The 24,827-nt window shown below is 40.3% G+C and carries 24 protein-coding genes; 6 read left to right on the top strand and 18 right to left on the bottom strand.

From position 1 onward, the window contains the following. Positions 1-39 precede the first annotated feature (39 nt). The 7 genes from srtB to isdC form a co-directional block, all read right to left on the bottom strand. Positions 40-813 (bottom strand): class B sortase, encoded by a 774-nt coding sequence (gene srtB / locus CSV63_RS15315; protein ID WP_099696584.1) that lies wholly within the window; start codon positions 811-813, stop codon positions 40-42. A gap of 11 nt (positions 814-824) precedes the next feature. Further along, positions 825-1,595, bottom strand: coding sequence for an ABC transporter ATP-binding protein (locus tag CSV63_RS15310; RefSeq protein ID WP_099696583.1), 771 nt, complete (start codon positions 1,593-1,595; stop codon positions 825-827). A gap of 6 nt (positions 1,596-1,601) precedes the next feature. After that, on the bottom strand, positions 1,602-2,567 hold the full coding sequence (locus CSV63_RS15305; protein ID WP_099696582.1) for a FecCD family ABC transporter permease: 966 nt from the start codon (positions 2,565-2,567) through the stop codon (positions 1,602-1,604). Between the two features lie 33 nt (positions 2,568-2,600). After that, positions 2,601-3,509 (bottom strand): heme ABC transporter substrate-binding protein IsdE, encoded by a 909-nt coding sequence (isdE, locus tag CSV63_RS15300; RefSeq protein WP_233192151.1) that lies wholly within the window; start codon positions 3,507-3,509, stop codon positions 2,601-2,603. Between the two features lie 18 nt (positions 3,510-3,527). Next, positions 3,528-4,739: an NEAT domain-containing protein gene (locus CSV63_RS15295; RefSeq protein WP_099696580.1), complete on the bottom strand. Its 1,212-nt coding sequence runs from the start codon at positions 4,737-4,739 to the stop codon at positions 3,528-3,530. Positions 4,740-4,829: 90 nt separating this feature from the next. Continuing rightward, positions 4,830-6,245, bottom strand: coding sequence for an NEAT domain-containing protein (locus CSV63_RS15290; protein WP_099696579.1), 1,416 nt, complete (start codon positions 6,243-6,245; stop codon positions 4,830-4,832). A 2-nt stretch (positions 6,246-6,247) separates the two neighbouring features. Then, the gene (gene isdC / locus CSV63_RS15285; protein WP_233192149.1) at positions 6,248-6,892 is read right to left on the bottom strand and encodes a heme uptake protein IsdC; all 645 of its coding nucleotides are present in this window, start codon (positions 6,890-6,892) and stop codon (positions 6,248-6,250) included. A 335-nt stretch (positions 6,893-7,227) separates the two neighbouring features. On the opposite strand from isdC, the gene CSV63_RS15280 reads away from it, so the two are divergent. Further along, the gene (locus tag CSV63_RS15280) at positions 7,228-7,719 is read left to right on the top strand and encodes a hypothetical protein (RefSeq protein WP_099696577.1); all 492 of its coding nucleotides are present in this window, start codon (positions 7,228-7,230) and stop codon (positions 7,717-7,719) included. Positions 7,720-7,769: 50 nt separating this feature from the next. Here the strand turns inward: CSV63_RS15280 and CSV63_RS15275 are convergent, their stop codons facing one another. After that, positions 7,770-8,546, bottom strand: a complete 777-nt coding sequence (locus CSV63_RS15275) for a TatD family hydrolase (protein ID WP_099696576.1) — start codon at positions 8,544-8,546, stop codon at positions 7,770-7,772. A 151-nt stretch (positions 8,547-8,697) separates the two neighbouring features. Here CSV63_RS15275 and CSV63_RS15270 point away from each other — a divergent pair, with 151 nt between their 5' ends. Then, positions 8,698-9,456 carry a DUF817 domain-containing protein gene (locus CSV63_RS15270; RefSeq protein WP_099696597.1) on the top strand — a complete coding sequence of 253 codons (759 nt, stop codon included), beginning with the start codon at positions 8,698-8,700 and terminating at the stop codon, positions 9,454-9,456. Positions 9,457-9,586: 130 nt separating this feature from the next. Here CSV63_RS15270 and CSV63_RS15265 read toward each other — a convergent pair whose 3' ends face one another. The 3 genes from CSV63_RS15265 to CSV63_RS15255 form a co-directional block, all read right to left on the bottom strand. After that, entirely contained in the window at positions 9,587-10,270 is a 684-nt protein-coding gene (locus CSV63_RS15265; RefSeq protein WP_099696575.1) for a peptidylprolyl isomerase, read from the bottom strand. A 57-nt stretch (positions 10,271-10,327) separates the two neighbouring features. After that, a complete protein-coding gene (locus CSV63_RS15260) occupies positions 10,328-10,840 on the bottom strand; it encodes a YehS family protein (RefSeq protein WP_099696574.1) in 513 nt (170 codons plus the stop codon). Between the two features lie 74 nt (positions 10,841-10,914). After that, positions 10,915-11,277: a winged helix-turn-helix transcriptional regulator gene (locus CSV63_RS15255; RefSeq protein WP_099696573.1), complete on the bottom strand. Its 363-nt coding sequence runs from the start codon at positions 11,275-11,277 to the stop codon at positions 10,915-10,917. A 125-nt stretch (positions 11,278-11,402) separates the two neighbouring features. Between CSV63_RS15255 and CSV63_RS15250 the strand changes: the two genes are divergently transcribed. The 4 genes from CSV63_RS15250 (at position 11,403) to CSV63_RS15235 (ending at position 16,907) form a co-directional block, all read left to right on the top strand. Then, positions 11,403-12,521 (top strand): S-(hydroxymethyl)glutathione dehydrogenase/class III alcohol dehydrogenase, encoded by a 1,119-nt coding sequence (locus tag CSV63_RS15250; RefSeq protein ID WP_099696572.1) that lies wholly within the window; start codon positions 11,403-11,405, stop codon positions 12,519-12,521. A 4-nt stretch (positions 12,522-12,525) separates the two neighbouring features. Further along, positions 12,526-13,359 carry an S-formylglutathione hydrolase gene (fghA, locus tag CSV63_RS15245; RefSeq protein ID WP_099696571.1) on the top strand — a complete coding sequence of 278 codons (834 nt, stop codon included), beginning with the start codon at positions 12,526-12,528 and terminating at the stop codon, positions 13,357-13,359. A 197-nt stretch (positions 13,360-13,556) separates the two neighbouring features. Beyond that, on the top strand, positions 13,557-15,818 hold the full coding sequence (gshAB, locus tag CSV63_RS15240) for a bifunctional glutamate--cysteine ligase GshA/glutathione synthetase GshB (protein ID WP_099696570.1): 2,262 nt from the start codon (positions 13,557-13,559) through the stop codon (positions 15,816-15,818). Between the two features lie 450 nt (positions 15,819-16,268). Further along, positions 16,269-16,907 carry a hypothetical protein gene (locus CSV63_RS15235; protein ID WP_099696569.1) on the top strand — a complete coding sequence of 213 codons (639 nt, stop codon included), beginning with the start codon at positions 16,269-16,271 and terminating at the stop codon, positions 16,905-16,907. 67 nt (positions 16,908-16,974) lie between these two features. Here the strand turns inward: CSV63_RS15235 and rlmH are convergent, their stop codons facing one another. The 7 genes from rlmH to yycF form a co-directional block, all read right to left on the bottom strand. After that, positions 16,975-17,454 carry a 23S rRNA (pseudouridine(1915)-N(3))-methyltransferase RlmH gene (rlmH, locus tag CSV63_RS15230; RefSeq protein WP_029054359.1) on the bottom strand — a complete coding sequence of 160 codons (480 nt, stop codon included), beginning with the start codon at positions 17,452-17,454 and terminating at the stop codon, positions 16,975-16,977. A gap of 411 nt (positions 17,455-17,865) precedes the next feature. Continuing rightward, positions 17,866-19,110 carry a S1C family serine protease gene (locus tag CSV63_RS15225; RefSeq protein ID WP_233192147.1) on the bottom strand — a complete coding sequence of 415 codons (1,245 nt, stop codon included), beginning with the start codon at positions 19,108-19,110 and terminating at the stop codon, positions 17,866-17,868. Between the two features lie 106 nt (positions 19,111-19,216). After that, the gene (locus CSV63_RS15220; RefSeq protein ID WP_099696567.1) at positions 19,217-20,005 is read right to left on the bottom strand and encodes an MBL fold metallo-hydrolase; all 789 of its coding nucleotides are present in this window, start codon (positions 20,003-20,005) and stop codon (positions 19,217-19,219) included. A gap of 11 nt (positions 20,006-20,016) precedes the next feature. Continuing rightward, positions 20,017-20,829, bottom strand: a complete 813-nt coding sequence (locus CSV63_RS15215; protein WP_099696566.1) for a two-component system regulatory protein YycI — start codon at positions 20,827-20,829, stop codon at positions 20,017-20,019. Further along, on the bottom strand, positions 20,816-22,144 hold the full coding sequence (locus CSV63_RS15210) for a YycH family regulatory protein (protein ID WP_099696565.1): 1,329 nt from the start codon (positions 22,142-22,144) through the stop codon (positions 20,816-20,818). Before CSV63_RS15210 ends, CSV63_RS15215 begins: the two co-directional genes overlap by 14 nt. Further along, the gene (walK, locus tag CSV63_RS15205; protein ID WP_099696564.1) at positions 22,135-23,958 is read right to left on the bottom strand and encodes a cell wall metabolism sensor histidine kinase WalK; all 1,824 of its coding nucleotides are present in this window, start codon (positions 23,956-23,958) and stop codon (positions 22,135-22,137) included. Before walK ends, CSV63_RS15210 begins: the two co-directional genes overlap by 10 nt. A gap of 6 nt (positions 23,959-23,964) precedes the next feature. Continuing rightward, on the bottom strand, positions 23,965-24,675 hold the full coding sequence (yycF, locus tag CSV63_RS15200; protein WP_099696563.1) for a response regulator YycF: 711 nt from the start codon (positions 24,673-24,675) through the stop codon (positions 23,965-23,967). Positions 24,676-24,827: the final 152 nt, after the last annotated feature.

Raw genomic sequence — 24,827 nt, 5'->3', positions numbered from 1 at the left:
CTACCCTGTCAGAGCAACTCCTCATCCCATCTATATACGTTAGCGCTTCACTAATTTCCCCTGCACTACATAGCGTTTATCTTTACTATTCACAGAGTTATTGCAAGTCGACAGCGTCACAATCCGATCATCCAGTCCTACTTCAACAGGCATATCAATCAGAGAACGTGATTCGATTTCCTCGAGAAATCCCAAAAAATGTTCGTCCGTCTGAAAATCTGTTTCGATATAATAAAAGTCGATTGTCGTTTCATATGCTGCAAACACTTCAATATCGTATCCTTCATACAATGTATCTACGAAAATAATGGGGTGTTTGTCTGCATAGTCTTGCTCGCCAAATTTCTTCAAGCTACCGAACATCGTATCATTTCTCATCGCATGGCCATAGAGAACCGTGTTGCGGCTCATATCCTTAATGTCATTCCGATAATCCATGAAAACACTGCCTGCGCGACTACTTTCCCGTGTGAAGTTACGATTCAAGTAAAAGTCGTTGTCTTCGGCCTGCAAGATAGGGTTATGCAAATTGGTACCTTCTACTGAAATCCAGCCCACGATATCTGCATTTACTTTATGTAACTCTTCAAACTGTGGACGTATCGAACCTTCTTTCAAGGTTTCTTCTTTGACGTCTTCTGTTACCGCAACCTGGGCCGTGTTTTCTAATGCCACTTCATACATCTGTTGCGTTTCCTTCAACGAACTGGCTGATTCTACGTAAGTATACAAATACTGTGCTAGTAGATAACCCGAGTAGAGAAAGATTGCTAGATAAACGAAAGGCATCAGTTTCGACAGGCGTCTCTTCATCCGCTTACCTCCTAAATACCAAGGGACATCATATAAAGACCTAATTCGTCATCTTCCTTAAAGACCGCGTTAACTCCATATACTTCTTTAATGACATCCTTTGTAATGATGTCACGTGGCGGCCCTTCCGCGATGATTTGACCATTCTTCATCATAATGATCTCATCACTGTACCGAATCGCCTGATTGATATCATGCAATACCATGATGATGGTCAAGCCATAGTCTTCGTTCAATGATTTCACGAGCTCCAATAATTCAATTTGATAATAAATATCCAAATATGTTGTTGGCTCATCCAAGCAAAGTATTTCTGATTGCTGTGCCAAAGCCATCGCAATCCATACACGCTGACGCTCCCCACCCGACAATGCTTCTAAGTCATTATGTCGTTTGTCTGTCAGGTTCGTTACGGTTAATGCCCAATCTATAGCCTTGCGATCCTCTTCTTGGTTGCTCTGCAATAGTGTTTTATGAGGCAGCCGACCGAAGCCGACCAATTTTTCAATCGTCAAATCTTTTGGCACATCATTCTGCTGATAAACAATCGCTAACTTCTTCGCAAACTCTTTCGGCTTAAACATCACCAAATCGCGATTTTCCAGTGAAGCCGTTCCCGAAGTTGGCATAGTACTTCGGGAAAGTACACTTAGTAATGTCGATTTTCCACAGCCATTTGGCCCAATGATCGTCGTGACTTTCCCTTTAGAAATAGACGTCGAGACATTATCCAAATGATTCGTTATATTATCATGCGATACAATAATGCGCTTTATCTCCATAATAAGTCACTCTTTTCGCAGTAAGAATATTAAGAACGGTCCGCCGATGATCGCCATTAGCGTCGAAGCAGGTATTTCAAGAGGTGCCACGATTGTTCTACCGAGCGTGTCAGCTAACAAGATAATCAATGCTCCTAATAGTGCAGTAAACGGTATAAGGACCTTATGGTCATAGCCAACTAATCTGCGGGCAATATGCGGTACAAGTAAACCAACGAACGATATCACACCCGCCACTACGACCGAAATAGCTGCTAGTAAAACAGCTACTGCCGCAATGATTAAACGGGCACGCGCGACATGGAAGCCAATACTCTTTGCTGTCTTGTCTTGTAGTACTAATAAATTACACCAGCTATACAATGCAAACGCCAGAATCAGTCCGATAGTTCCGTATGTCGCAATGATCGAAACATCGCTCCACGTACGCATCGTTAAATTTGAACCGACAATACTTGAGGCTGAGACGTTCAACGAACCACCAAAGCTGATGAACGCTTCAGTGAGACCCGTAAACATCGCATTAATTGCAATGCCAACAAGAATTAATTTCAACGGGCTAAGATCGGATTTCCACGATAGTGCAAAGACGAGAAAACAAGCGAACGCCCCACCCATGAATGCAAATAAAGGCGTCATGAAAAAAAGCATCGGAAAGAGCGAAATAATGAATAACTGCACGAATGCCGCACCGGAAGATATCCCGATAATCCCTGCATCCGCAAGGGGGTTACGCATAACGGACTGCAGCAAGACACCCGAAACTGACAATGCCGCGCCTGCAAATATCGCCACAATCATCCGTGGAAAACGCAAATCACGAATGGCTTCCATTTGACTGTTGCCTTGTTCAAAGAGCGCGCTGAAAAACTCGAAAAATCCCATTTTAATACTACCTGTCGTAGCAGAATATACGATAGTTACAACAAGCAGCAGGGATACGATTACATAACTAGCAATTCTTTTTCTCATGACGGACTTCCTTTTCAAACGAAATTCATCGAGTTATCGATAGAATATCTTCATTAGCTCACTTAATGCTTCAGGTACTTGCAATGAAGCCGTTGTACCGAATAACTCTTCTTCCAAATCATAGACTTTGCCATTTTTCACTGCATCAAAATGCTTCCATACATCATTCGTTTGGAACTCTTCGTTGAACATTTCCACGACTTCATCTGGCATACCATGTGATAAACGCAAGATAATATCTGGATTACTATTATGAAGGTACTCCGTATTAGACGATAAGTATTCTGGATCTTGACCTTCCATTACATTCGTTCCACCCGCACGTTTCACGAGATCACCCGCGTAGGAGTTTTCCGTCGCGACTAAGTAACTTCCTGGAATTCCTAATAATATTAATACACTTGGACCTTTGCGATTCGCTGCTACTACTTCTGCGGCTTCTATCTTTTTCTGTAAGTCCCCTACTAATTTATCTGCTTGCGCTTTACGGTCATAGCGCTCTCCAAGACCTTGGATTTCTTGTATCATTGAATCAACACTTTGGAAGTTTAAAAATGTTGCCGGAATATTTAATTGTTCAAAGCCCGCTTCGAGGTCATATTCCAATGTAGAAACGGATAAAAAATCTGTTGGGTTCATTGATTTCACAATTTCCATATCGGGTGTCATCGCATTACCGATGGTTGGAAGCCCATCAAACCGACTCGCCATTTTTTTTTCTGTTTCAGGAATAGCGATGGCATCTATATCTAACTTATCTAGAATATCTGCGATGACTACAGTACCCGCAATAATACGTTGATCACTTGTTTCAGCTGTTTCACTTTTCGCGACAGTATCTGTTGGAGCGACTTTCTCTTCTTTATTATTTCCGCACCCTGCGAAAATCACTACTGTCATGATTACCAATGTCAGCCATATATATCTCCACTTTTTTTGCACAATGTACTCCTCCACTCGTTATTCATTACTCGTAACGTTATTTTTCTTTGTCAGTCGACGTATTAATAAGATGCCCGACAGAATACATAATGTGAACAATACGCCGATTTTCATTGTATCAAAGGGAAGCGTTTGTTCATCCTGTACATGAATGGCCAGCTCTTCCGGTTCGCTTGCTACTTGCGCAAATATCTCAGCTGGCTCTTCCTTCACATCGTCCACCGTACGATCAAATTCCAATTGCACTTCAGGAAGAAGCGGTGGTAACTCGTCTTGTTTTTGTTCTTTTTCTTTGGATGACTTTTCTATCTTCTTTTCTTTTTCGGTCATGGTTTGTTTAGGTGGAGAAGTGGTTTTTTTAGGTTGCTCAGTTCGTTTAGTTAATGACGAAACTGCTGTGTTGTTTGAAGGTACGTTGCTCAAAAACTTCGCTGTTTGTTGTGGATCGAAAGCAATTTGTAAAAACTCTTCCCGTATATGTGAGTTCTCAGCGTCCTCCACTTTCATCCAGATTCTAGTTCCCTTGTGGAAATCTTCTACTTCAAACTGCACAATACGCGTCTTGTTTTGCGATACCACTTTTGGTTCCACTAAATCGCCATGCTGCTCTACTGTGAAGCCTTTAACCTTACTCGGTTGAAGAATCTCTAACTGAGCAAAGTATCGATTATCACGTGTTACAACGCGCAGTACTGGATTGACGTATTCATTCATGGCCGAAGGTTTACCGTCTGAAAGCAATCGGTAGTGTACCGTATCATCACCTGACTGAATGGACTTAGCCGGTTGATTTTGGTCAATTTTCGGTAATGACTGCCCTTGAATCAATACTTCATATGAAAAGGATTGTTGCGTATTTTCCTTTCCTAAACGATATTTACCTGTAAGTTCGATCTTTTGATACATATCCTGTATATCAAACTGAACTAAATTTTCTGTCCGATTCAGTCGCGTGCTCGTTTTGTTTCCTTGCTGCATGGCAGTAATTTGTGTAAGGATATGATCTTTCTTTGCTGAAATGGATAATGTATAGCGATCTTCCTTAACAGTTAATGTGGCCTGCTTAGTAAATAAAAATTTTGCACCCTCGGCTTCATCTGATAGAAAACTTAGTTCAACTTGATATACATCATTTGCGATTTCTTTTCTTTCATTTGCGTTTACGGAATGAAAAGGAAGCCACGCAGAGATGAGTAGCAAAAGTAGAGGTAACAAAACTATTCTTTTCATTTCAGACGTACACTCCTTTACACATCATGTAAAACGACAGCAACTTCCCTCCGCTTTTGGAAACGCGAAAGGAAGTATCTGTGTTGATTCTTATTTTTCCATAAAGTTCAATGAACCGTTTAGGATTTTAGCCATTTGTGTGCGTTGTAATGAATCGCCAGAGTTGATCAAAACTTTACCATTCGGTTGTTTTGCGCCTGTCATGATTTTTTCTGCATACAACAAGGCAAATGCTTGCTTCGCTTCAGGATCTTTAATTGCTTTTCCATCTGCGTAGAATGGGAGTGTTGTATCACCTTTTTTAATTTCTTTACCTTCAGCATATTGAATTGCACGGTATAGCATCAATGCCCCTTGCTGACGAGTCAGTGTGTCATTCGGGTTGAACTTTGCATTCGATTGAACAATACCAGCTTTTGCGAGAGCATTTATTGCGTTGATACGCTCTTTGTCTGTGATCTTCCCTAAGTCCTGGAACCCTGCGGATGGAGCATCTTCTAATTTCAACGCACGTGCAACCATCAATGCGAACTGTGAACGTGTGATGTTGTTACGTGGATTGAACTTATCCGCACTTTTTACAATCCCTTTGTCAAGAAGTGCAAGAATCGCTTCTTTGTTAACGTCTTTTTCAATGTCTTTGAACGGATTTACAGTTGGTTTTGCACCATCTAGAGCAATTTGTACTTTGTGGTTTGAGTCATAATTAATAGGACCTTCATTGACAATAACGTGAATTTCAGCATTTACTAACTTCGTTAAATCCGCTACGTTGAATGTATATGTGCGTACGCCTGTTGATTTATCATCTGTTGCTACAGGTACATCCTTACCGGCAATTTTGAAGCCTTGGATATAGCCGCCTTTAGGGAATGTTACGGTTACTTCATTACTACCCGTTACTTTCTTTACAGATGCAACTGGCAACATGTAGTCATTCATGATAGATTCTTCATTCGTTCCATCTTTATATACTTTTACGTTCACATTGCTTATAGTTTCCGTGTCTGTGTCTGTTTTAGCGACTGTTGCACTCATATCAAATTCATACCACTTATCCATGTTAGCCGCTGGTACTACTACATGAATTCTACCTGAATATACTTTATCCGTAACTACTGGGAAAGTATAAGTAGTCGTGCCATCAGTATTTTTAACTTCCGTTGCATCGGCAAATTCTTCTCCTTGTTTCGTTTGAAAACCTGCAATCATCGGTGCTGATTTAGCTGCAACCGTTACCTTCGCATATGTTACTCCGTCTTTTTCAACTAAAGTACCTTGTGGCACGAGATGACTGCTAATTGCAGGCTCAGGTGTCATAGTTCCAGATTTATATACATTCAAATCAATTACTTGATCCACTGCTGCCGCTTGTTTCAAAGCCGACGTTGCTTGATCGCTTGTGCTAATCGGGCTAGCGGATGCCGCTGTTGGAATAGCGATAGAAGCTGCAAGTAATGAAGCAAGTACTACTTTCGTTGCGCGAGATGATGTTTTTTTCTTCATAATTATTGTTCCCCCTGTTTTCTTTGGAATCTAGTTTTATACAATAAAAATGCTGAACCTGCTAATACAATAATTAATAGGTACGGCGTTGAATCACTAGTTTGTGGATTCTTTACTGGTACTTGAGTAGTTGGTTTTTTTGTGACTGTACTGGTACTAGTGTTGGTATTTGTGTTTGGTGGTGGGGTGGTAGTTGTTGCAGGTTGTTTTACTGCCGGTGGTGTCACGGCGCTTTTATCCTCAAACACTAAATCAACTGTATACTCGTGGTGGTAATTAATATGTTCTACATCCACTTTCATTGGGATCTTCACTGGTTTTGATATATCACTTACGCTAAACTCTACAACACGCGTATCAGCTTTAAGATCTTCGTTAACTACTTCCGCTCCGCCTGCTGGCTCGAACTTCGTAATCCATGAACTGTTTTTAAGCGTTAGCTGTACAATAGCAGATCCATTCGTTACAGTGACAAGTGCTGGTTTTTGGAAATAATCATTTGCAATAGATGCATTAGTGCTGTCTGGCTGATTAACTTGGTAATTTAATTGCTGAGTACCGTCTGCAATTTTGGCAGATGCTTGCGGCAGACCTACTGTCAACACGAAAAAACTTACAACTAAAAAGTATAAAAATGCTTTTCTCACTTGGACATACTCCCTTCTCACTTGTTTATTTTTATGCTACATAAATCCACCAATGGATTTCCATTCACTGGGCATACTTCCACTTCTAAATTATCTCATAAATCACCCAATACATGAATCATTGCAACCTAATCATCGAGCGGTCTATGACAAATATGTGACATTCATAACACGCAAATGAGAATAGTTATCATTTAATATAGCCCGTTTTGTCTGTAATGTCAATTGGCATCTGGAAAATTATTTCAATGTAACTCATAAACTTTTCCACTAGTCACTAAATCAAAAACTTCGCATAGTCTAGATCGATACGGTTTATGGATGAAAGGAGAACTGTGATGAATATTCAGTCTTTCAATGGTGTCGTAATGGTTATAAATGAATTTTATACGGGGCAGAACAATGACGCTGGTTGCTACATGTTGATGACAGTCGATAATGGTAGAGGAAATGTCGTAAACTTTGTAGTAGGACCGACAACTTATTTTGTCAATCATGTAAAAATTAACGTAGGTGATCGCGTTACAGGATTTTATGATGCCGACGCTGCCACGCCTATGATCTATCCTCCTCAATTTGGAGCGGTAGTTATGGCCAAAGATTCTAAACGTGAAAATGTCAAAGTCGACTACTTCAATCGTCGCTTGCAAAGTAGTGATGGAACGCTTCAGCTTAATCTGTCTCCACAAACTGAAATACTTTCGACAAATGGTCAGTATTTCACAGGAAATATAGCAGATCGAACTTTGATCGTTATATATGGTGCAACTACAAAGAGTATCCCTCCCCAAACTACTCCACATAAAATTATTGTGATTTGTTCATGAATAGTGTACTTAGATAAAACAGAGACACGCTTCAATCAGCGTGTCTCTATTTATATGCAAAAAAATCGTTGTGTCGTCTTATAGATTTCTCTATATGCCTCATCAACAGTTACACCTTTAATTTTAGCGATACTGTGAATACTTTCATGCATCATAGAAGGATGTGTCAATTTATCTTTAAAAGAATGATCAAAAGGCCATGGCCCATCTGTTTCGACCATTAGCTGAGTGAACGGAACTTGTTTGACTAGATGTTGAATCTTTTCCCGATACGTAACTTCTGGCGTCACAGAAATCATATAACCGTTTGCGATAATTTGTTCCAATATTATATCGTCGCCTTTAAACCAGTGAAATTGCGCTTTCGAGATTGAATACTGTTCTAACATCTCACAAACAATAGCTGCATCTTCATAAACGGCATGTAAGGCAATTGGCAAGTTATATTTGGCTGCCTTCCGAACAAAAAGTTCCAACACATTTTTATATAATGCTACGTCTACGTTGGGTTGTTTTTGCCGCAAATAATATGGCAACCCTACTTCTCCAATCGCGGTGAGGTAACTTGCATGTTCATCAATCAATTGCAGAATTTCTGAAAGTTCTATTTCACTTGGTAACGCTTGTTCCGGATGATAACCTATTGCAGGTTTGACGCGCCTATCTATTTTCGATAGCTCTAATTGCTTAACTGAAGATGCGAAGTTATTTGAAACCGCCACTATGGCAGTCACATCATTCACATCTAACTCGCGCAAAATTTGAATTTGGTCTTCTTCTTCATACATATCTAAATGAATATGCGCATCGATTATACGTCTACTCAAAACTTATCACCCTCTTTCATGAATATGCTATGTTTCACGTGAAACGTTTCTCCGAGAATGAACCTAAACTATTATCTCAGCGTCATACTAATTTCCATTATGAAAAAGTAGGCGGTGACATATGAGTTTGTATACTTTACGCATGAAAACAATGAATGCAACACGACAACTTTTTATTTTCGGATGGCAACAAGCATTAGCTTGCATTTTTCCTGTTATGATCTTCAGCTCACTCGCGCTTACTCAAATCATATCTCTACCTTTCTTGCCACGATATGACTGGCTACTCATCATTTTTATCGGAACCCAGTGGTGGATGGTACGATCAGGACTCGAAACACGTGATGAACTTAAAGTGATTACGTTATTTCATATTATTGGTCTAACTTTAGAGATATTTAAAGTACATATGGGTTCTTGGTCTTATCCTGAAGAAGGTTATTTCAAAATTCTAGGCGTCCCTTTGTACAGCGGTTTCATGTATGCGAGCGTAGCGAGTTATTTATGCCAGGCTTGGAGGCGATTGCACGTCAACCTAATTAATTGGCCGCCGCTCTGGGCAGTTATTCCGCTTGCCATCGCGATATACGGAAACTTCTTTACTCATCATTATTGGATCGATATAAGATGGTGGTTATCCGCATTAGTACTAGTTATTTTTTGGCGTGCATCGGTTAGTTTTTGGGTAAGCGAGACACATTACCGTATGCCTTTATCCCTTTCATTCATATTAATTGGCTTTTTCGTTTGGGTAGCTGAAAATATTGCTACTTTCTTTGGGGCGTGGACTTATCCCAATCAAGGCGAGACATGGCATCTCGTTGGCATCGGCAAATTAAGTTCTTGGTTACTACTAGTCATCGTCAGTTTCCTCATTGTTGCGGTATTAAAACATATAAAAAAGGAATAGGTAAATACAGAGTAACAAGTAAATACTTTACTATACAATTTATCTTTAGAATAATTCATTGCATGGGAAATAAATGAACTTGCTATATCAAAAACGCAGCAAGCTTAAAAGCTTACTGCGTTTTGTATGATTAGTGTGTGACTGGTTCAGGGTAATCGAAGCCTTTCGTATCTACTTCAACCGTCTTCATCTTCTGTTCTTCGATAGGCTTATCCATAGCATCTGTTTCGTTAGCTACGATAGCATCTACTGTCTCCATGCCTTCTGTCACTTTACCGAAAGCTGCATACTCGCCGTCAAGTGAAGAGTTGTCGTCTGTCATGATGAAGAATTGTGACCCTGCAGAGTTCGGATCTTGCGTACGTGCAGTCGAAATCACACCGCGCTCATGTTTCATATTATTTTCAAAACCATTCGAAGAGAATTCTCCATCAATTGCGTATCCCGGTCCGCCTGATCCGTCACCGGATGAATCTCCACCTTGAATCATAAAGCCCGGAATCACACGGTGGAAAATCAAGCCATCGTAATAACCGTCTTCAATTAGAGAAATGAAATTCGCTACTGTATTCGGTGCAACAGTCGGCTCTAGTTCTAACACAATCTGCTCATCATTTTCCATCGTGATCGTCACGACAGGGTTCTCTTTTACATCTTTCGAGTAATCAACCGCTTCTTCTTTTGGTTGTTCTGTGGTTTCTTCTTTCGGTGTCTCCACTGTTTTTTCTTCATCTGCTCCCCCACACCCTACTAAAAGAATGGCCAGCGCCATCAAACTCAGTAGGAAATACAATGCTTTAGTACGCTTGAACATATCTATCTAACACTCCCTATTATTTTATATCTTCAGTGACCGCTTCCGGTTATGGTTTTACTGATCACGGTAACGTAATGCCAGTCCCTTCAGGAAGTTTCGAGCGTATCGATCACCACACGGTTTATAATTCCGATGACCTTCTTTACGAAGAACAGCACTTAATTCGTTTTTAGATATCGTAACACCTGTATTTTCTAAAATCTCCAGCATATCTTCACTTGTAAGAGATAATGCAATTTTTACTTTCTTCAGCAAAATATTATTGACATTACGGTGACCTTCTTCTGACATAAGAAATGGTTGTGGAGCATTAGCGGCATTTTCCGGTACTCCTCTTTTGGAGCTGATCAAGCCATTTAGAAATGACTCCAACGTTATGTTGTCAATTTCCTTTGCATATTCATTCATCTGCATTTCATCCGTACTATCTTCATTCGTTTTTGTCAGCATCTCTTTTACTTCCGCTCTGTTTGTCTTCAGTCCGCCTAATGCAAACATTTCTACGACAGCGGAATCTTTTAGATCTAGCGCGTAGCGTAATCTGCTTAAAATATCATTATTATTCATGTAATCACCTGTACCCTCTCTACTATATTGATGTGGTTCTTAGTATAGCTTGATTCGTTACAATTTGTCTTCATTCAGTCAACTAACGTTGAATCTGTCTCATGTTCAATTGTTTGCATAAACTGATCGCCAAAATTACAAATCGATGTAACGACTGGTTCCAATAATAAACCCACTTCACTTAATTTGTACTCCACTTTTGGCGGCACGACGGGATAGACATAGCGTGTAATGATTTTATCCTCTTCTAATTCTCGTAACTGTCTGATCAACATACGTTGATTGGCATCCGGAAGTTTTTTCTGTATTTCGCTCAACCTTAACGGTGTTTCGTGCAGTAAGCACCAGATAATAGCAATTTTCCAACGACCTCCTATGACAGACAAAGCCAAATCCTTGCTTGTAAAGTACTGCTTATCTTTATAATGAATGACCATATTGCTTCACTTCTTTCTATACTATTCATGTTCATAGTGACAAAAGAGTCAGTATTGCATGGTGAATTATAATATGTAATGATAGAAAAGTAAACACAATACAGTAAAAGAAAGAAGGGCTTCATTTGAAAAGTAGAGCAGCTGTAGCATTCAAACCTGGAGAACCACTTAAAATTGTAGAAATCGATGTAGAAGAACCAAAAGCTCATGAGGTATTAGTCAAAATTCTTTACACTTCTGTCTGTCACACAGACGCATATACATTATCAGGCGATGACGCAGAAGGAGTATTTCCTGCCGTTTTAGGTCATGAAGGCGCTGGTGTTGTTGTTTCAGTAGGTGAAGGAGTTACTTCCGTTAAACCTGGCGACCACGTTATTCCACTTTATACACCTGAATGCGGAAAATGTAAATTCTGTCTATCCGGTAAAACTAACCTATGTGGGGCAATTCGCGAAACACAAGGTAAAGGATTAATGCCTGACGGTACGACTCGCTTCTCTTACAATGGCGAACCGATTTATCACTATATGGGAACGAGCACTTTCAGTGAGTATACTGTCGTGTCTGAGATCTCTCTAGTTAAAGTGGAAGATCATAACGTACCACTTGATAAAGTTTGTCTATTCGGGTGTGGCGTCACTACGGGTATCGGAGCTGTTCATAATACAGCGAAGGTAGAAGAAGGTGCGGTTACGGCAGTCTTCGGTCTTGGAGCTATTGGTTTGGCTGTTATTCAAGGATTGAAGCAAGCAAAAGCAGGTCGTATCATCGCTATTGATATGAATGAAGATAAATTTGAATTGGCGAAGAAGATGGGCGCAACTGATTTCATCAACCCTTCTACATTCGATAAGCCAATTCAAGAAGTCATTGTAGACATGACGGACGGCGGAGTAGACTACAGTTTCGAGTGTATCGGTAATGTCGAAGTCATGAAAGCTGCTCTTGAATGTTGCCATAAAGGTTGGGGCGAGAGCATCATTATTGGCGTCGCAGCTGCTGGTAAAGAAATTCATACCCGTCCATTCCAACTAGTTACAGGTCGCGTATGGCGAGGTTCTGCATTTGGTGGAGTAAAAGGCAGAACCGAATTGCCAGGGATGATTGATGACTACATGGATGGTGAAATTGATTTAGATTCGTTCATTACACACCAATTAAACTTCACGGATATTAATGAAGCCTTTGATTTACTGCATAAAGGTGAATCAATTCGATCAATACTAACATATGGAGAGTGAGATCATGAGTCTAGAACGCGTTGAGCAAAGACGCTCTTTTGGTGGGGAACAAAACAAATACAACCATTATTCAGAAGTCCTCAAGTGCGATATGACATTTAGTATCTTCTTGCCGTCAAATAAAGAACAAAAAGAAATACCACTTATTTGGTTTTTGTCGGGATTAACATGTACGGATGATAATTTCAGTCAAAAAAGTGGTTTCCAAAGCTTGGCTGAAAAACATCAAGTAGCTGTAATTATTCCAGATACATCACCCCGCGGAGAAGATATAGCGGACGACGAGGCATTTGACCTTGGACAAGGTGCAGGCTTTTATCTAAACGCAACAGAAGAGCCGTGGGCTAAACATTATCAAATGTATTCGTATATAACGGAGGAACTACGTGAAATTGCCGCTACTCTAGTGCCTAATTTCTCTGGTAATGAAAGTATCATGGGCCACTCAATGGGTGGATATGGTGCATTGATGATCGGGATGAAAAATGCAAATCGTTTCAAAGCGATTTCAGCATTCTCTCCTATTTCAAGTCCAAGCGAGGTTCCTTGGGGAATTAAGGCGTTTACGGCTTACCTAGGGGAAGACAAAGCGGCGTGGAAAGAGTGGGACACTGCTGAACTGGTGAAGGAAGCAGGTATTCCACCCATCCTTATTACACAAGGAACTGCAGATGGATTTTATCCTGAGCAATTGAATGAAAAACCGTTCCTTGAAAATGCAAAGCAGTATGACCAAGCAGTGGAATATAACAAAGTAGACGGCTATGACCATAGCTACTTCTTCATCTCTTCCTTCTTGGAAGAACACTTTGATTTTCACATGAAGAACTTAAGGTAACATGAATACATTTTGATAGTTGAAGTAGCTACTGCTTCCAGAGGGTGACGCCTTCGGGGAGTGTGTCTTAAGCTCACCCATTAACAGTCCAAAACATTCACATTGCCACGCAGTGTGGATGTTTTTGTTTTTAAGGGTATATGAACTAAGATAGAAGAACGAAGTGAAAAATATATTACATAGGAGGGATAGCCACGATGGATCTAAAGAAATTGTTAGCCGATGAACGTGTGAAGCCGTATGTTCTGAAAGCTCGGTATGGTATTGAAAAGGAAGGACAACGCGTGGATCTCGATGGGCATTTGGCAACAACCGACCACCCCGCGAATATCGGAATGGGTGACGAGCACCCGTATATTCAACGCGACTTCTCAGAAACTCAAATGGAATTGATCACGCCTGTTCTGAACACACTAGATGAACTATTTAATTATCTATCAGGCATTCACGACGTCGCCTACCGTTCGATGGGCAAGAATGAAATGCTCTGGCCGTTAAGTATGCCCCCTGCTCTTCCTAAAAAAGAGGAAGATATCATGATTGCGAAGCTGAACAGTTTCGAAAATGTACTGTATCGTCGTTCACTCGCCAATTCATACGGCCGTCGTAAGCAAATGATTTGTGGAATTCATTTTAATTTTGAATTCAGTGACGAACTACTCCGCATGTTATTTGATTTACAATCGGATGTCGATGATTATCAGCAATTTAAAACGGATATTTATTTAAAACTGACTAGAAACTATTTGTATTATCGCTGGCTCGTCACGTATTTCTACGGTGCGTCCCCTACAAGTGAAGAAAACTTCTACGGATGCGACGATAAACCAGACGAACCAGTTAGAAGTATTCGAAGTAGCCGATTCGGCTATACGAATCATGACGATGTAAATGTGTCGTTCAGCACGATTCAAAAATATATTTCGGATTTATCTTCCGTAGTTAATCGAGGTTTGCTAGTAGAAGAAAAAGAGTTCTACACGGCTATGCGTTTACGTGGGAGTGATCGGGTCGCAGAATTCGAGCATACCGGTGTGCGTTATGTGGAGTTACGGAATATCGATTTGAACCCATTTGAAACAAATGGCATCAGCTATGAGCAAGCGGAATTCCTACATATATTCCTGCTATATCTACTACAAAAAGAAGAAAATCCCGAGAGCGATGAATGGGGTAAAGTAGGTGATGCTCGCAATGATGTTGTCGCGCTTGAACACCCATTATCGCATACACAGTTTGAAGCCGAAGCATATGAACTCGTTAACGAAATGGAACAGTTATCAAAAGATCTAGACTTCCCTGTTTCCGAAACATTATTTACAAATCTGAGAGAGATGCTTGCCGACCCTTCCAAAACCTTGGCAGGAAGACTTTATTCAGAAAGCCAAAAGACGAGTCAAAGCCAAGTAGCAACAGAAATTGCAAGGGAAACCTATAGTCAGCTATGGGAAAAGCCATACGAACTGACAGGCTTTACGGATATGGAGCTATCCACGCAGATCATGATGTATGATGCGATCCAGAAAGGCATCAAGGTAGAGGTCCTGGACCGCCATGATCAATTCTTAAAACTAAAACTGCGTGATCATATTGAATACGTGAAAAACGGTAATATGACGAGCAAAGATACGTATGTCTCTACGTTGATTATGGAAAATAAAACCGTGACGAAGAAAATTCTTCATCAAGCGGGCTATCATGTCCCGGGTGGCGAAGAGTTCAGTAATAAGAAAGAGGCTTTGCATGCCTATAAGATGTTTGCCAAGACACCATTTGTCGTCAAGCCCAAGACAACCAATTACGGACTTGGAATTTCCATCTTTAAAGACGGTGCCAGTTATGAGGACTATGAGACAGCGATCAATCTCGCGTTCGGAGAAGACTCTTCAGTTTTAATAGAAGAGTTCCTTGCCGGCACAGAGTACCGCTTCTTTGTGCTACACGATAAAGTACTCGCCGTCCTGTTGCGCGTGCCTGCAAACGTCACAGGAGACGGTATACACACGATTCAAGAATTGGTTGAAGAAAAGAACCGTGATCCACTAAGAGGTACAGACCACCGTACACCACTAGAGCTTATTCTACTGGGCGAACTTGAGGTTCTTATGCTGAAAGGTCAAGGCTATCAAATAGATTCCATTCCCGAAGACGGCGAGATCGTCTACTTACGTGAGAACTCCAACGTCAGTACTGGCGGAGACTCGATTGATGTAACCGATCAAGTTTCCGAAGATTATAAGAAGATTGCAGTAGATGCAGTAGCCGCTCTTGGAGCGAAAATTAGCGGCATCGATTTGATTATTGAAGACCTCGATGTGCCAGCAGCAAATCCAGGCGCGTATGGCATCATCGAAGCGAATTTTAACCCTTCGATGTATATGCATATTTACCCTTATAAAGGCAAAACACGACGGGTGACAACGGATATTTTGCATTACTTATTCCCAGAACTGTTATAAACTATTTTTGACTTTCTAAATGAAAATAATCGAATGGTAACTACACATCCATTATAAAACCTTAGTTGAACTACTAAAACAGGCCTATCCAGCTTATCTGGATAGGCCTGTTCATGTTTTATCAAGTCAATAAATCAATTAAAATGGATTTGTAGCAATGAAACTGGCTGTTTTCACGTACACACGTCGATGTAATTTCCTTGGCATGAATAGAAGCTTGTATGGCTACTTTGTAGAGTTAACTACTGTTCTATTCATCGTTCCTTTAGTTATTTTTAATGAACACAGTTTATTATCTTTAAACCTTATTTACTTATGATACAGTTCACCGTTATATAACTAAATGCGGTTATTTCTATAAAGGCTTATAGTATAAGCAAATTAATATTGATATCATAAAAGGCAGAGCCATCAAAAATCCAAAATACTATGAATTTTAGGAGGTAAAGTATGAGTAATTTATATTGGTATAGCCATAGTCTAAAAAATTATTTAACCTTTTCTAACCAAAAAATCATCTCTAAGGGCTTTCTACTAGTAGAAGAAATTTGTTCAACCCCATTTTTAAAACAGTTCCTTTTCCAAAAGGACAATCAACAAATACATGTCTATTTGTATGCAAGTGAAATTCAAGAAGAGATGTACTTATTCGTGCAAGAATGTGATGTAAAAGAAGTATTTATACATAATCTCAAATCAAAAGTATTCCAAGGTTTCCATTCTGATATTTTTATTACAGAGAAGGAGCCATTGAAAATAATTGAGGAAATTGAAAAGGCGATGAAATATAGTGAGGAAGATGAATACTTACACATTTATGGACAGCCAAGTTGGCATGGTGATGCCTTTATCGTTGGCAATCGCGCAGCATTACAAAGGTTAAGGAATACGATTAATCAAGCACTTCAATTTGGCGAAAAAAAAGAAGTGTTTTTCTCTGAAGATGAAGAAGGTTATAGTTTATATATATCATGTATAGATGATTCATTTGATCTTAGCCAATTAGACCCTCCCTATCATGACCCTGATATCTTTGAAAAGTACAAGCCTCCTGTTCCAGCATTTAAACAATACAAATTTCATGACTAAATTAAATATTAACCACCTAAATCGTTGTCATACCAACGCACTAGGTGGTCTATTTTACAAACCTCACTTATTTATGATATGGTTCTCCCTTAATAATCCGAAACCCACGGTAAATCTGCTCCACCAACACCAACTTCATCAGCTGATGCGGAAACGTCATCTTGGAAAAGGATAACTTCTCATTCGAACGTTGCAACACACTACTATGTAAACCAAGTGATCCGCCAATCACAAAGACAATCTTGCTTTTACCGTATGTCATCAATGAATCGATACTAGCTGCGAATTCCTCAGAAGTTTTCATTTTCCCGTCGATTGCTAGTGCAATGACATGCGCATCTGGTGCAATTTTTGCCAGAATTCGATCAGCTTCTTTCTTTTTCACGATTTCCATGTCGGCTTCGCTTAGAGTTTCAGGTGCTTTTTCATCCGCCACTTCGATTAATTGCATTTTTGCATAGCTATTCAGACGTTTCGTATACTCTTCTATTCCTTGTTTCAAATACTTTTCTTTTAACTTACCCACGGTCACAATTGATATATTCACAGTTTATCCACTCACCTTCCAAAAGTTATACATAATACTTATACACATATCCACAGACCTATCTACATATTGTGTCCGATTATTTGTTCCGCACTACATGTAAATCTTACTGATTATTGTATCACATCAATGTGGATAACTTTTCATTCGTTTTTCATTTTGAATAGAATGATCTTTTTACCATAAAAGATGAAAATGCCTCAACCTATTGACCTGTAAGGGATTGGCACTTGTCACTTTGATTTAAATTATTATTTTCTGAACACTTTCTTTTACACAATATTGTACACATTATTGTGATTTTATCCACAATTGGATAACTTCATAAAAAAATCAGGCATCGTAGCGCATTTTCGCTAGATGCCTGATGTGGACGGGAAGTTGTTCACTTTGTGGACAATATACATTCTCTTAGAATGTATTTCCGTCTTTCAACACCATTTCCAAGTCCAGTTTCTTTCCATCACGATAGACTGTAATTTTCAATGGATCGCCAATTTCTTTTTTATTATACAAATACTTACGTAGACTGACCATATCTGTCACTAGCTCATCATCCAACTGAACAATCGTATCATACTTCTTCACGCCTGCTTCTACTGCAGATGAATTCGGTATGACATCCGTTACAACAACGCCATCCGTTACTTCTTTAGGCAAGTTCAATGTCTGTTGCTGTTGCTGAATGGGAATTTGTCGAAGATCAAGTAACGATACACCCATTGTCGGACGGTTTACTTGCCCCGTTTCTTCCAAGTGTTCAATAATCGGTAATGCAATATTGATTGGAATAGCTAGTCCAATACCCTCTACTGTTGCTTCAGAGATCTTCATGGAGTTGATCCCGATCAATTGACCTGCCATGTTGATTAGAGCACCACCGGAGTTTCCTGGGTTGATCGCTGCATCTGTCTGTAAGACGTCAGCCTGCCAATCGACATTTCCATCTTTGTTTAAATCCATTGGAATCGAGCGGTCTTTACCTGAAATTACACCTACTGTAACAGATCCTGCAAAGCCAAGTCCTAATGGATTACCGATAGCAATGACTGTTTCTCCACGTTTTAATGCATCTGAATCACCGAATTCTACCACTGTATCGACGTGTTCCGCATCAATTTCAACTACAGCCAAGTCTGTCCATAGATCACTGCCGATTAATTTTCCTTCAACCTTCGTACCATCATCAAAACTGACTTCGAGTTGTTCGGAATTCTCCACGACATGGTGGTTGGTAACAATATATGCTTTGTCACCTTCTTTTTTATACAAGACACCCGAACCCGAACCCGCTTCTTGAGTAGACGTTGTGGAAGACCAAAAATCCTGGACCGTCTGGATATTCGTAATACCAACGACGGCATTTGCGACATTGTCTACGACTCCTGTCACCTCTGAAGAGATATCCATCGATACTTGTGCGTGCTCGGATGTAGTTTTACCTTCTGTTTTTTCGATCTTTGTAGTATCCTCATTACTCGATGTCCCCGTAGCATACATCATAGTTAAAAATACGATTAATCCACCCAATAATGCGCCAAGTAAACCTGGCCAAAAACTACCTCGGCGTTTAGGGTTGCGTTTGGGTTCCATCGGTGGAATCGGTTGTTGCCGTTCCATCTCCACTTTACTTTCTTCTCTTCTTTCATCATCCATTCGCATTTCCTCCTTATCAGATAGTATTCCTACATGTACTGTACCCCATTAACTCTTTGAAAATGCAAAAAGCCTCACTAATTTAGCAAGGCTTTTCGCATGTACTTCAGACTAGCACAAGCTCTGTAGATTCTGATGCATCCGTGTCATGCAAGTGGACAAATTCCCCTGCACGAATACCGCAGTCTTCAAGGGTCTGTGCTACGCTCATGCGCGCCAAGTCTTTCATATTATTATCTAGGCTAAGATGGGCTAAATAAATATGCGCTTCTTTTTGAGCTACTACTTCACTCATTGCAACAGCTGCATCCTCATTTGATACGTGGCCCACGTCACTTAGTATACGACGTTTTATGGACCACGGATAACGGCCCATCTGAAGCATGCTGACGTCGTGATTGCTTTCGAATACAAAGCTGTCAGCTCCTTGGATATGACCTTTCATACGATCACTAACATAACCTGTGTCAGTAATAATCGCTAGTTTACGATCACCTTCATTGAACGTATAGAACATTGGGTCTGCTGCGTCATGGGATACTGCAAATGATTGGATATCCAGTGAGCCAAATGTTTTCACCGTTTCCATGTCGAAGTGGAAACGCTGATCAACGGGAATCTCTCCTACAAGACCGTCCATCGCCTGCCACGTTTTGGCATTGGCATAGATTGGCGTTTTATACTTCCGGGCAAGTACGCCGATTCCTTTAATATGATCACTGTGTTCATGTGTGACGAAAATGCCGTCAATTTGTTTCATTGAGCGATTGATCGATCCGAGCAAACCTTCAACTTTCTTACCGCTCATGCCGGCATCTACAAGAAAAGCATGCTCATCTGTCTCTATATATATCGAGTTGCCTGTACTGCCACTCGCTAAAATGCTAAATCGCATGTGGAAAACTCCTATTCTTTTAATTCTTCTACTATATCCGATTGGAACTCGATGACCTTTCCTTCAATTGCATTGATGAAGTAATTCTCGATCGTCCCATCTTTCAATTTTACCTGAACATTCCACGTCGGTGCAAATACTTGAGTTTCCGTTAGTTGAACAAGTGTTGAATAACCTGACTTAACTTGCATAACGGTCGAATCAGGTTTTAAATAGCCACGTGTAACAAGAGAAGAGACCGCATCGTCTTGCGATAGTAAATCCTTTTTATGATTAAAACTTAGGAATTCATCGAGCATACTTTGTTCGTAATGCGTCACTTCGCCATCTTTACCCCAGTGTATAACGAGCATGGCATTCGGACTGTAGAAAATGGTTTCGTTCTTTACCCGTTGGAAAAATACAGCGCTCTGCTCCTCTTCATCTACATCCCATAGCACATAATCTTCGCCGTGGAGCACATACTTTTTTAAGAACTCGTCGAAGTAATATTCGCCTTTTCCTTCGGTCACTTTTACTGCTTTCTTCATGTGGGACAGTAATCGCGATTTTTCAACCAAGACGAATGATTGGTTACTTAACCCTTTTAAGCTTTCATTGGAAAAGGTGGCAATATGAGCCGACAAATATGAAACATCTTTTTTAGTGAAAGGGATCGGGTCATACGTAATATTCTCTAACGCCAATGTTTCTTCGATCGATGTTTTCCCGAGACTCTGCATATTTCCGACACTCATTTGTCTGTCTAAATAGAGCCAATACAAGAAGACATTTAGAATGGAAAAGACGATAATAAAGATGGTCTTGGTTCTATTCCAATCCAATTACGCCACCTCCTTGTAATTCTTCTGGAGTGTGGCGAAACCAGTTATCCTTGATAAGGTAATACCAGCAAGGTTGTAATATAAATAATTTGCGTTCTATATCATGGATCATATAATAACCGGGAGTGATTTCCTCAATTAAATCAAAGTTTAGCTCTTCCGATTCACGTAAAGACCCCGCCACTTCCACTCCTGAAGGTAGTTTCTCTTGTACCGGTTCGATGTTCACATCTAGTGAGTAATATGGTCGTATATATTTAAATACACGCATTTCTCCCCACGTCTCTGTGATTTCGCTTATGCCTGGTTGATCACTAAAGACTGGCAAACCATCAATATATAGTTGGAACCGGACATAACGGGAATATGGATTCATATAGGCATAGCGGAACTCATCCGTCCAGCCACCATGTTCATTGATAAAGTCGATAGTATTCAGCAACAACTCCGAAGGTAGCGCGAACTCCTGACTCTCCACTGCAGGCATGACATAACTCAACCTTTTAATCTCGGTATCGACATTCATGAACGCGTGGTCATCTCCGTATTCTTCGTGGGTTGGATTCACTTGATTACGACGAACAGCTTTAGGGTCACTGAACAGTGCGTCACGGAAACGTAATGGATTGATTTCTTCCTGGTAATACGTATTACGCGTAATGGTTATTGGATCTTTTGGCACCGCAAGAAATGGTGCATTGCCACGATCAATTTCTGCATATTCGTCGAATGACTGACCCACATCAACTACATTGCGCAGAAAGCTAGTTTTATTCGGTAGCGTCACTTGTACCTGATAATGCAAGCCGCTCACTTCACTCAGTAAATGAATAACTGGCGCTTGTGTGGATTGACTCCAGTCAATGACCAAACGATTAAAGGTAGCTTCGGGAATGTTCACGTCGTCGACTGGCAATACATTGTCATAGACTAGCATGGGCACTTCCCCCGTGAAGTAGAGCGCCATTTGACTCGGTTGGCGTAAGGTTTGTGCAATATTAAACTTATTCATGTCCTGTCTAACTAGCTGTAGATTAGATAAATCCCATGTATTCATTTCTTTCAGGATTCTGTCGATTTTTTCGGCATCTGTAGAGCCTAGTATCTGATCTTTTAAATTGGTAATTACTTTATATGGCTTTATGATTTCATCGATTGTTTTCTTCTCAGATATGGATATATCAACAGTCTGCAGTTGTTCCATCGGTTCATAATTTGGTGAATAGTTCCAAACCTCAAAAGTAAACAGAACACTGAGTGAGACGAGCAACAACAATACAATGGATTTAATTATTTCGATGTATTTCAATCCCACTCACCATCCTCTTGTTGTTCAAATGGTAGCTTGAAGAAGATTGTCGTTCCTTTTCCTTCCTCACTCTGCGCCCAAATATCTCCTTTATGCGCCACAATCATTTCTTTAGCGATTGCGAGGCCCAGACCGGTCCCGCCAAGTGCACGAGAACGAGCTCTATCTGCACGATAGAAACGATCGAAAATTCGATTGACATTGGACTTTGGTATACCCATTCCATCATCTGAAATCATCACTTTAATATAATCACCTGATATCGTTACACCGAAGCGAACTTCCCCACCATCTGGCGAATACTTCAAAGCATTTGAAATAATATTGTCTAGTACTTGCGTTAGTTTATCGGTATCGATTTCCACGAATAGACTGCTTGAATACAAATTCCGTGTGAATCGTACATTTTGCGACTTAGAAAATTCAAAGCGCTCGATAACCGCATTAAAGAATCGGTTAAATTCCACCCATTCTTTATTCAATTCATATTCTTTACTATCCATACGTGAAAGTTTTAGTAAGTCATTTACGAGACGGATCATTCGCTCGGTTTCATTTTGCGTAACATGTAAGAAGTTTGGAGCGATTTCCTCATTACGCCATGCCCCTTCTGCCAATGCGTCTAGATAGCTACGCATTGTAGTGAGTGGTGTTCGCAGTTCATGTGAAACATTTGACACGAACTCCCGACGTTCCATATCAATTTTTTCTTGCTCGGTATTATCGTGCAATACGACAATCAAGCCGTTTACAAATCCTGTTTCACGCTGGGTAACGGAAATTGTTGCACGTAAAATATATGCTTGATCTTCTGTACTGAAATCCAGTGGAATTGATTCTTTCATCTGGATGAGCTCTTCAAACGTATACTCATCGTCTATACCAAGAATACTGGCGATAGGGCGATTTATAACAAGATCGTTCGTTACTCCAAGCATCTGCAGAGCGGAATCGTTAATTAAGCTAACTCTTCCTTTTCGGTCAGTCGAAATGACACCGTCTGTCATGTTTTCCAGAACCGAAGCCAACTTTCGCCTTTCGCTCTCAGTAGTGGATTGAGATTCTTGCAACTGATTGGTTAAGTGATTGAATGCGATGGCCAGTTGCCCCATCTCATCTGATCCATATACTTTAACCTTTCGGGTGAAGTTCCCTTTTGCCATCGCTTGCGCTTGTCTTCGCATGTCGGATATTGGCCGGGTAAATGCCCTGGCAATGAAGATCCCAACTAGTATTGTAATGGTAAGGGAGACGGCTGCTGCCCCCGCTAATATCCTATTGATTTCTTCAATTTGTTGAAAAACGGATTCAATATTGGCTTCTACATAGAGCGAGCCCACAATTTCATTGCCGTTAAAGATCGGTTTGGCTAAGGAAAGCACGCGATTATGAGATTGCGGATCAATCGTCACAACATCTTTCATGGTCTCTGACGTTATAGACTTTCGCACATTATCATTGGTCGAATGTTGCCCTACCCTCATCTGATTTTCGAAAGAGGACGTCGCTAGAATACGATACTTTGGATTGATAACCCGTATTTCAATAATGTCATCTGATGTGAACTCGACCAAGACATTTTTTAAGCTTTGTTCTAGTGTAGGATCATTGTCTTTACGTTTTTTTGTAATTTCTTCTCGCACACTAAACTCCACTAAATTCATCCGGTCTACAATTGAATTCGTAAAGTTATCTTTAAGTGTTTGTTCCAATTCACGTGCAAAGTACAGCCCGATAATCTGCATGGAGACAAGTATAAGCAGGACGTAAATCAAGACAAACTTGACTTGAATCGACCGGAAAAAACCTACTTTATGCATAGTGGCTTACTCCTGTTCCGGATCACGCAAGTAATAACCTACCCCACGTCTTGTGACAATCCAATTGGGATGGCTCGGTGTATCTTCAATCTTTTCCCGAAGACGTCGAATCGTTACATCGACTGTTCGTACGTCGCCGAAATAATCATAGCCCCATACAGTTTGCAGTAGATGCTCACGTGTCATCACCTGACCGATATGTTTTGCCAAGTAATACAATAATTCAAATTCACGATGTGTCAGTTCGATTGTCACTCCACGCTTTTGAACGTAGTATGCATCCGGTTGGATGACAAGTTGACCCACCGTAATATCGTTCGTTTCTTCCTCTTGATCTTCCGCTATAGTTCTTGCATGACGACGCAAGTTGGCTTTGACCCGGGCAATTAACTCCCTTGTACCAAATGGCTTCGTAACATAATCATCTGCGCCTAGTTCAAGCCCTAAGACTTTATCGATTTCTGAGTCTTTGGCTGTCAGCATGATGATCGGAAAATCATATTTTTTTCGTACTTCCCTACAGACTTCCATGCCATCACGTTTAGGAAGCATAATATCGAGAAGCATAAGGTCCGGCTGAATTTCTTCTACTCGGTTGATCGCATCTTCACCGTCGTATGCGCAAAAGACGTTGAAGCCCTCCTTTTTTAAGTTAAATTCTATGATGTCTGCGATGGGTTTCTCATCGTCTACGATAAATATAGTTTTGTTTTGCATGATTTGTTCCTTTCTCACCCTAATAGGCGATCATTTTTTTAGCTACGTTTTTGTTCCACGACAAATTTATACGATATACACTTGTGTGGCATAGCGAACACGTATCTATCTTTTCTATGGTTAGAACCTTATTCTACAGCTGTAATATATCA

The organism is Sporosarcina sp. P34, from assembly GCF_002743375.1.
Taxonomy (GTDB): Bacteria; Bacillota; Bacilli; order Bacillales_A; family Planococcaceae; genus Sporosarcina.
This window is presented reverse-complemented; position numbering and strand designations above follow the sequence as displayed.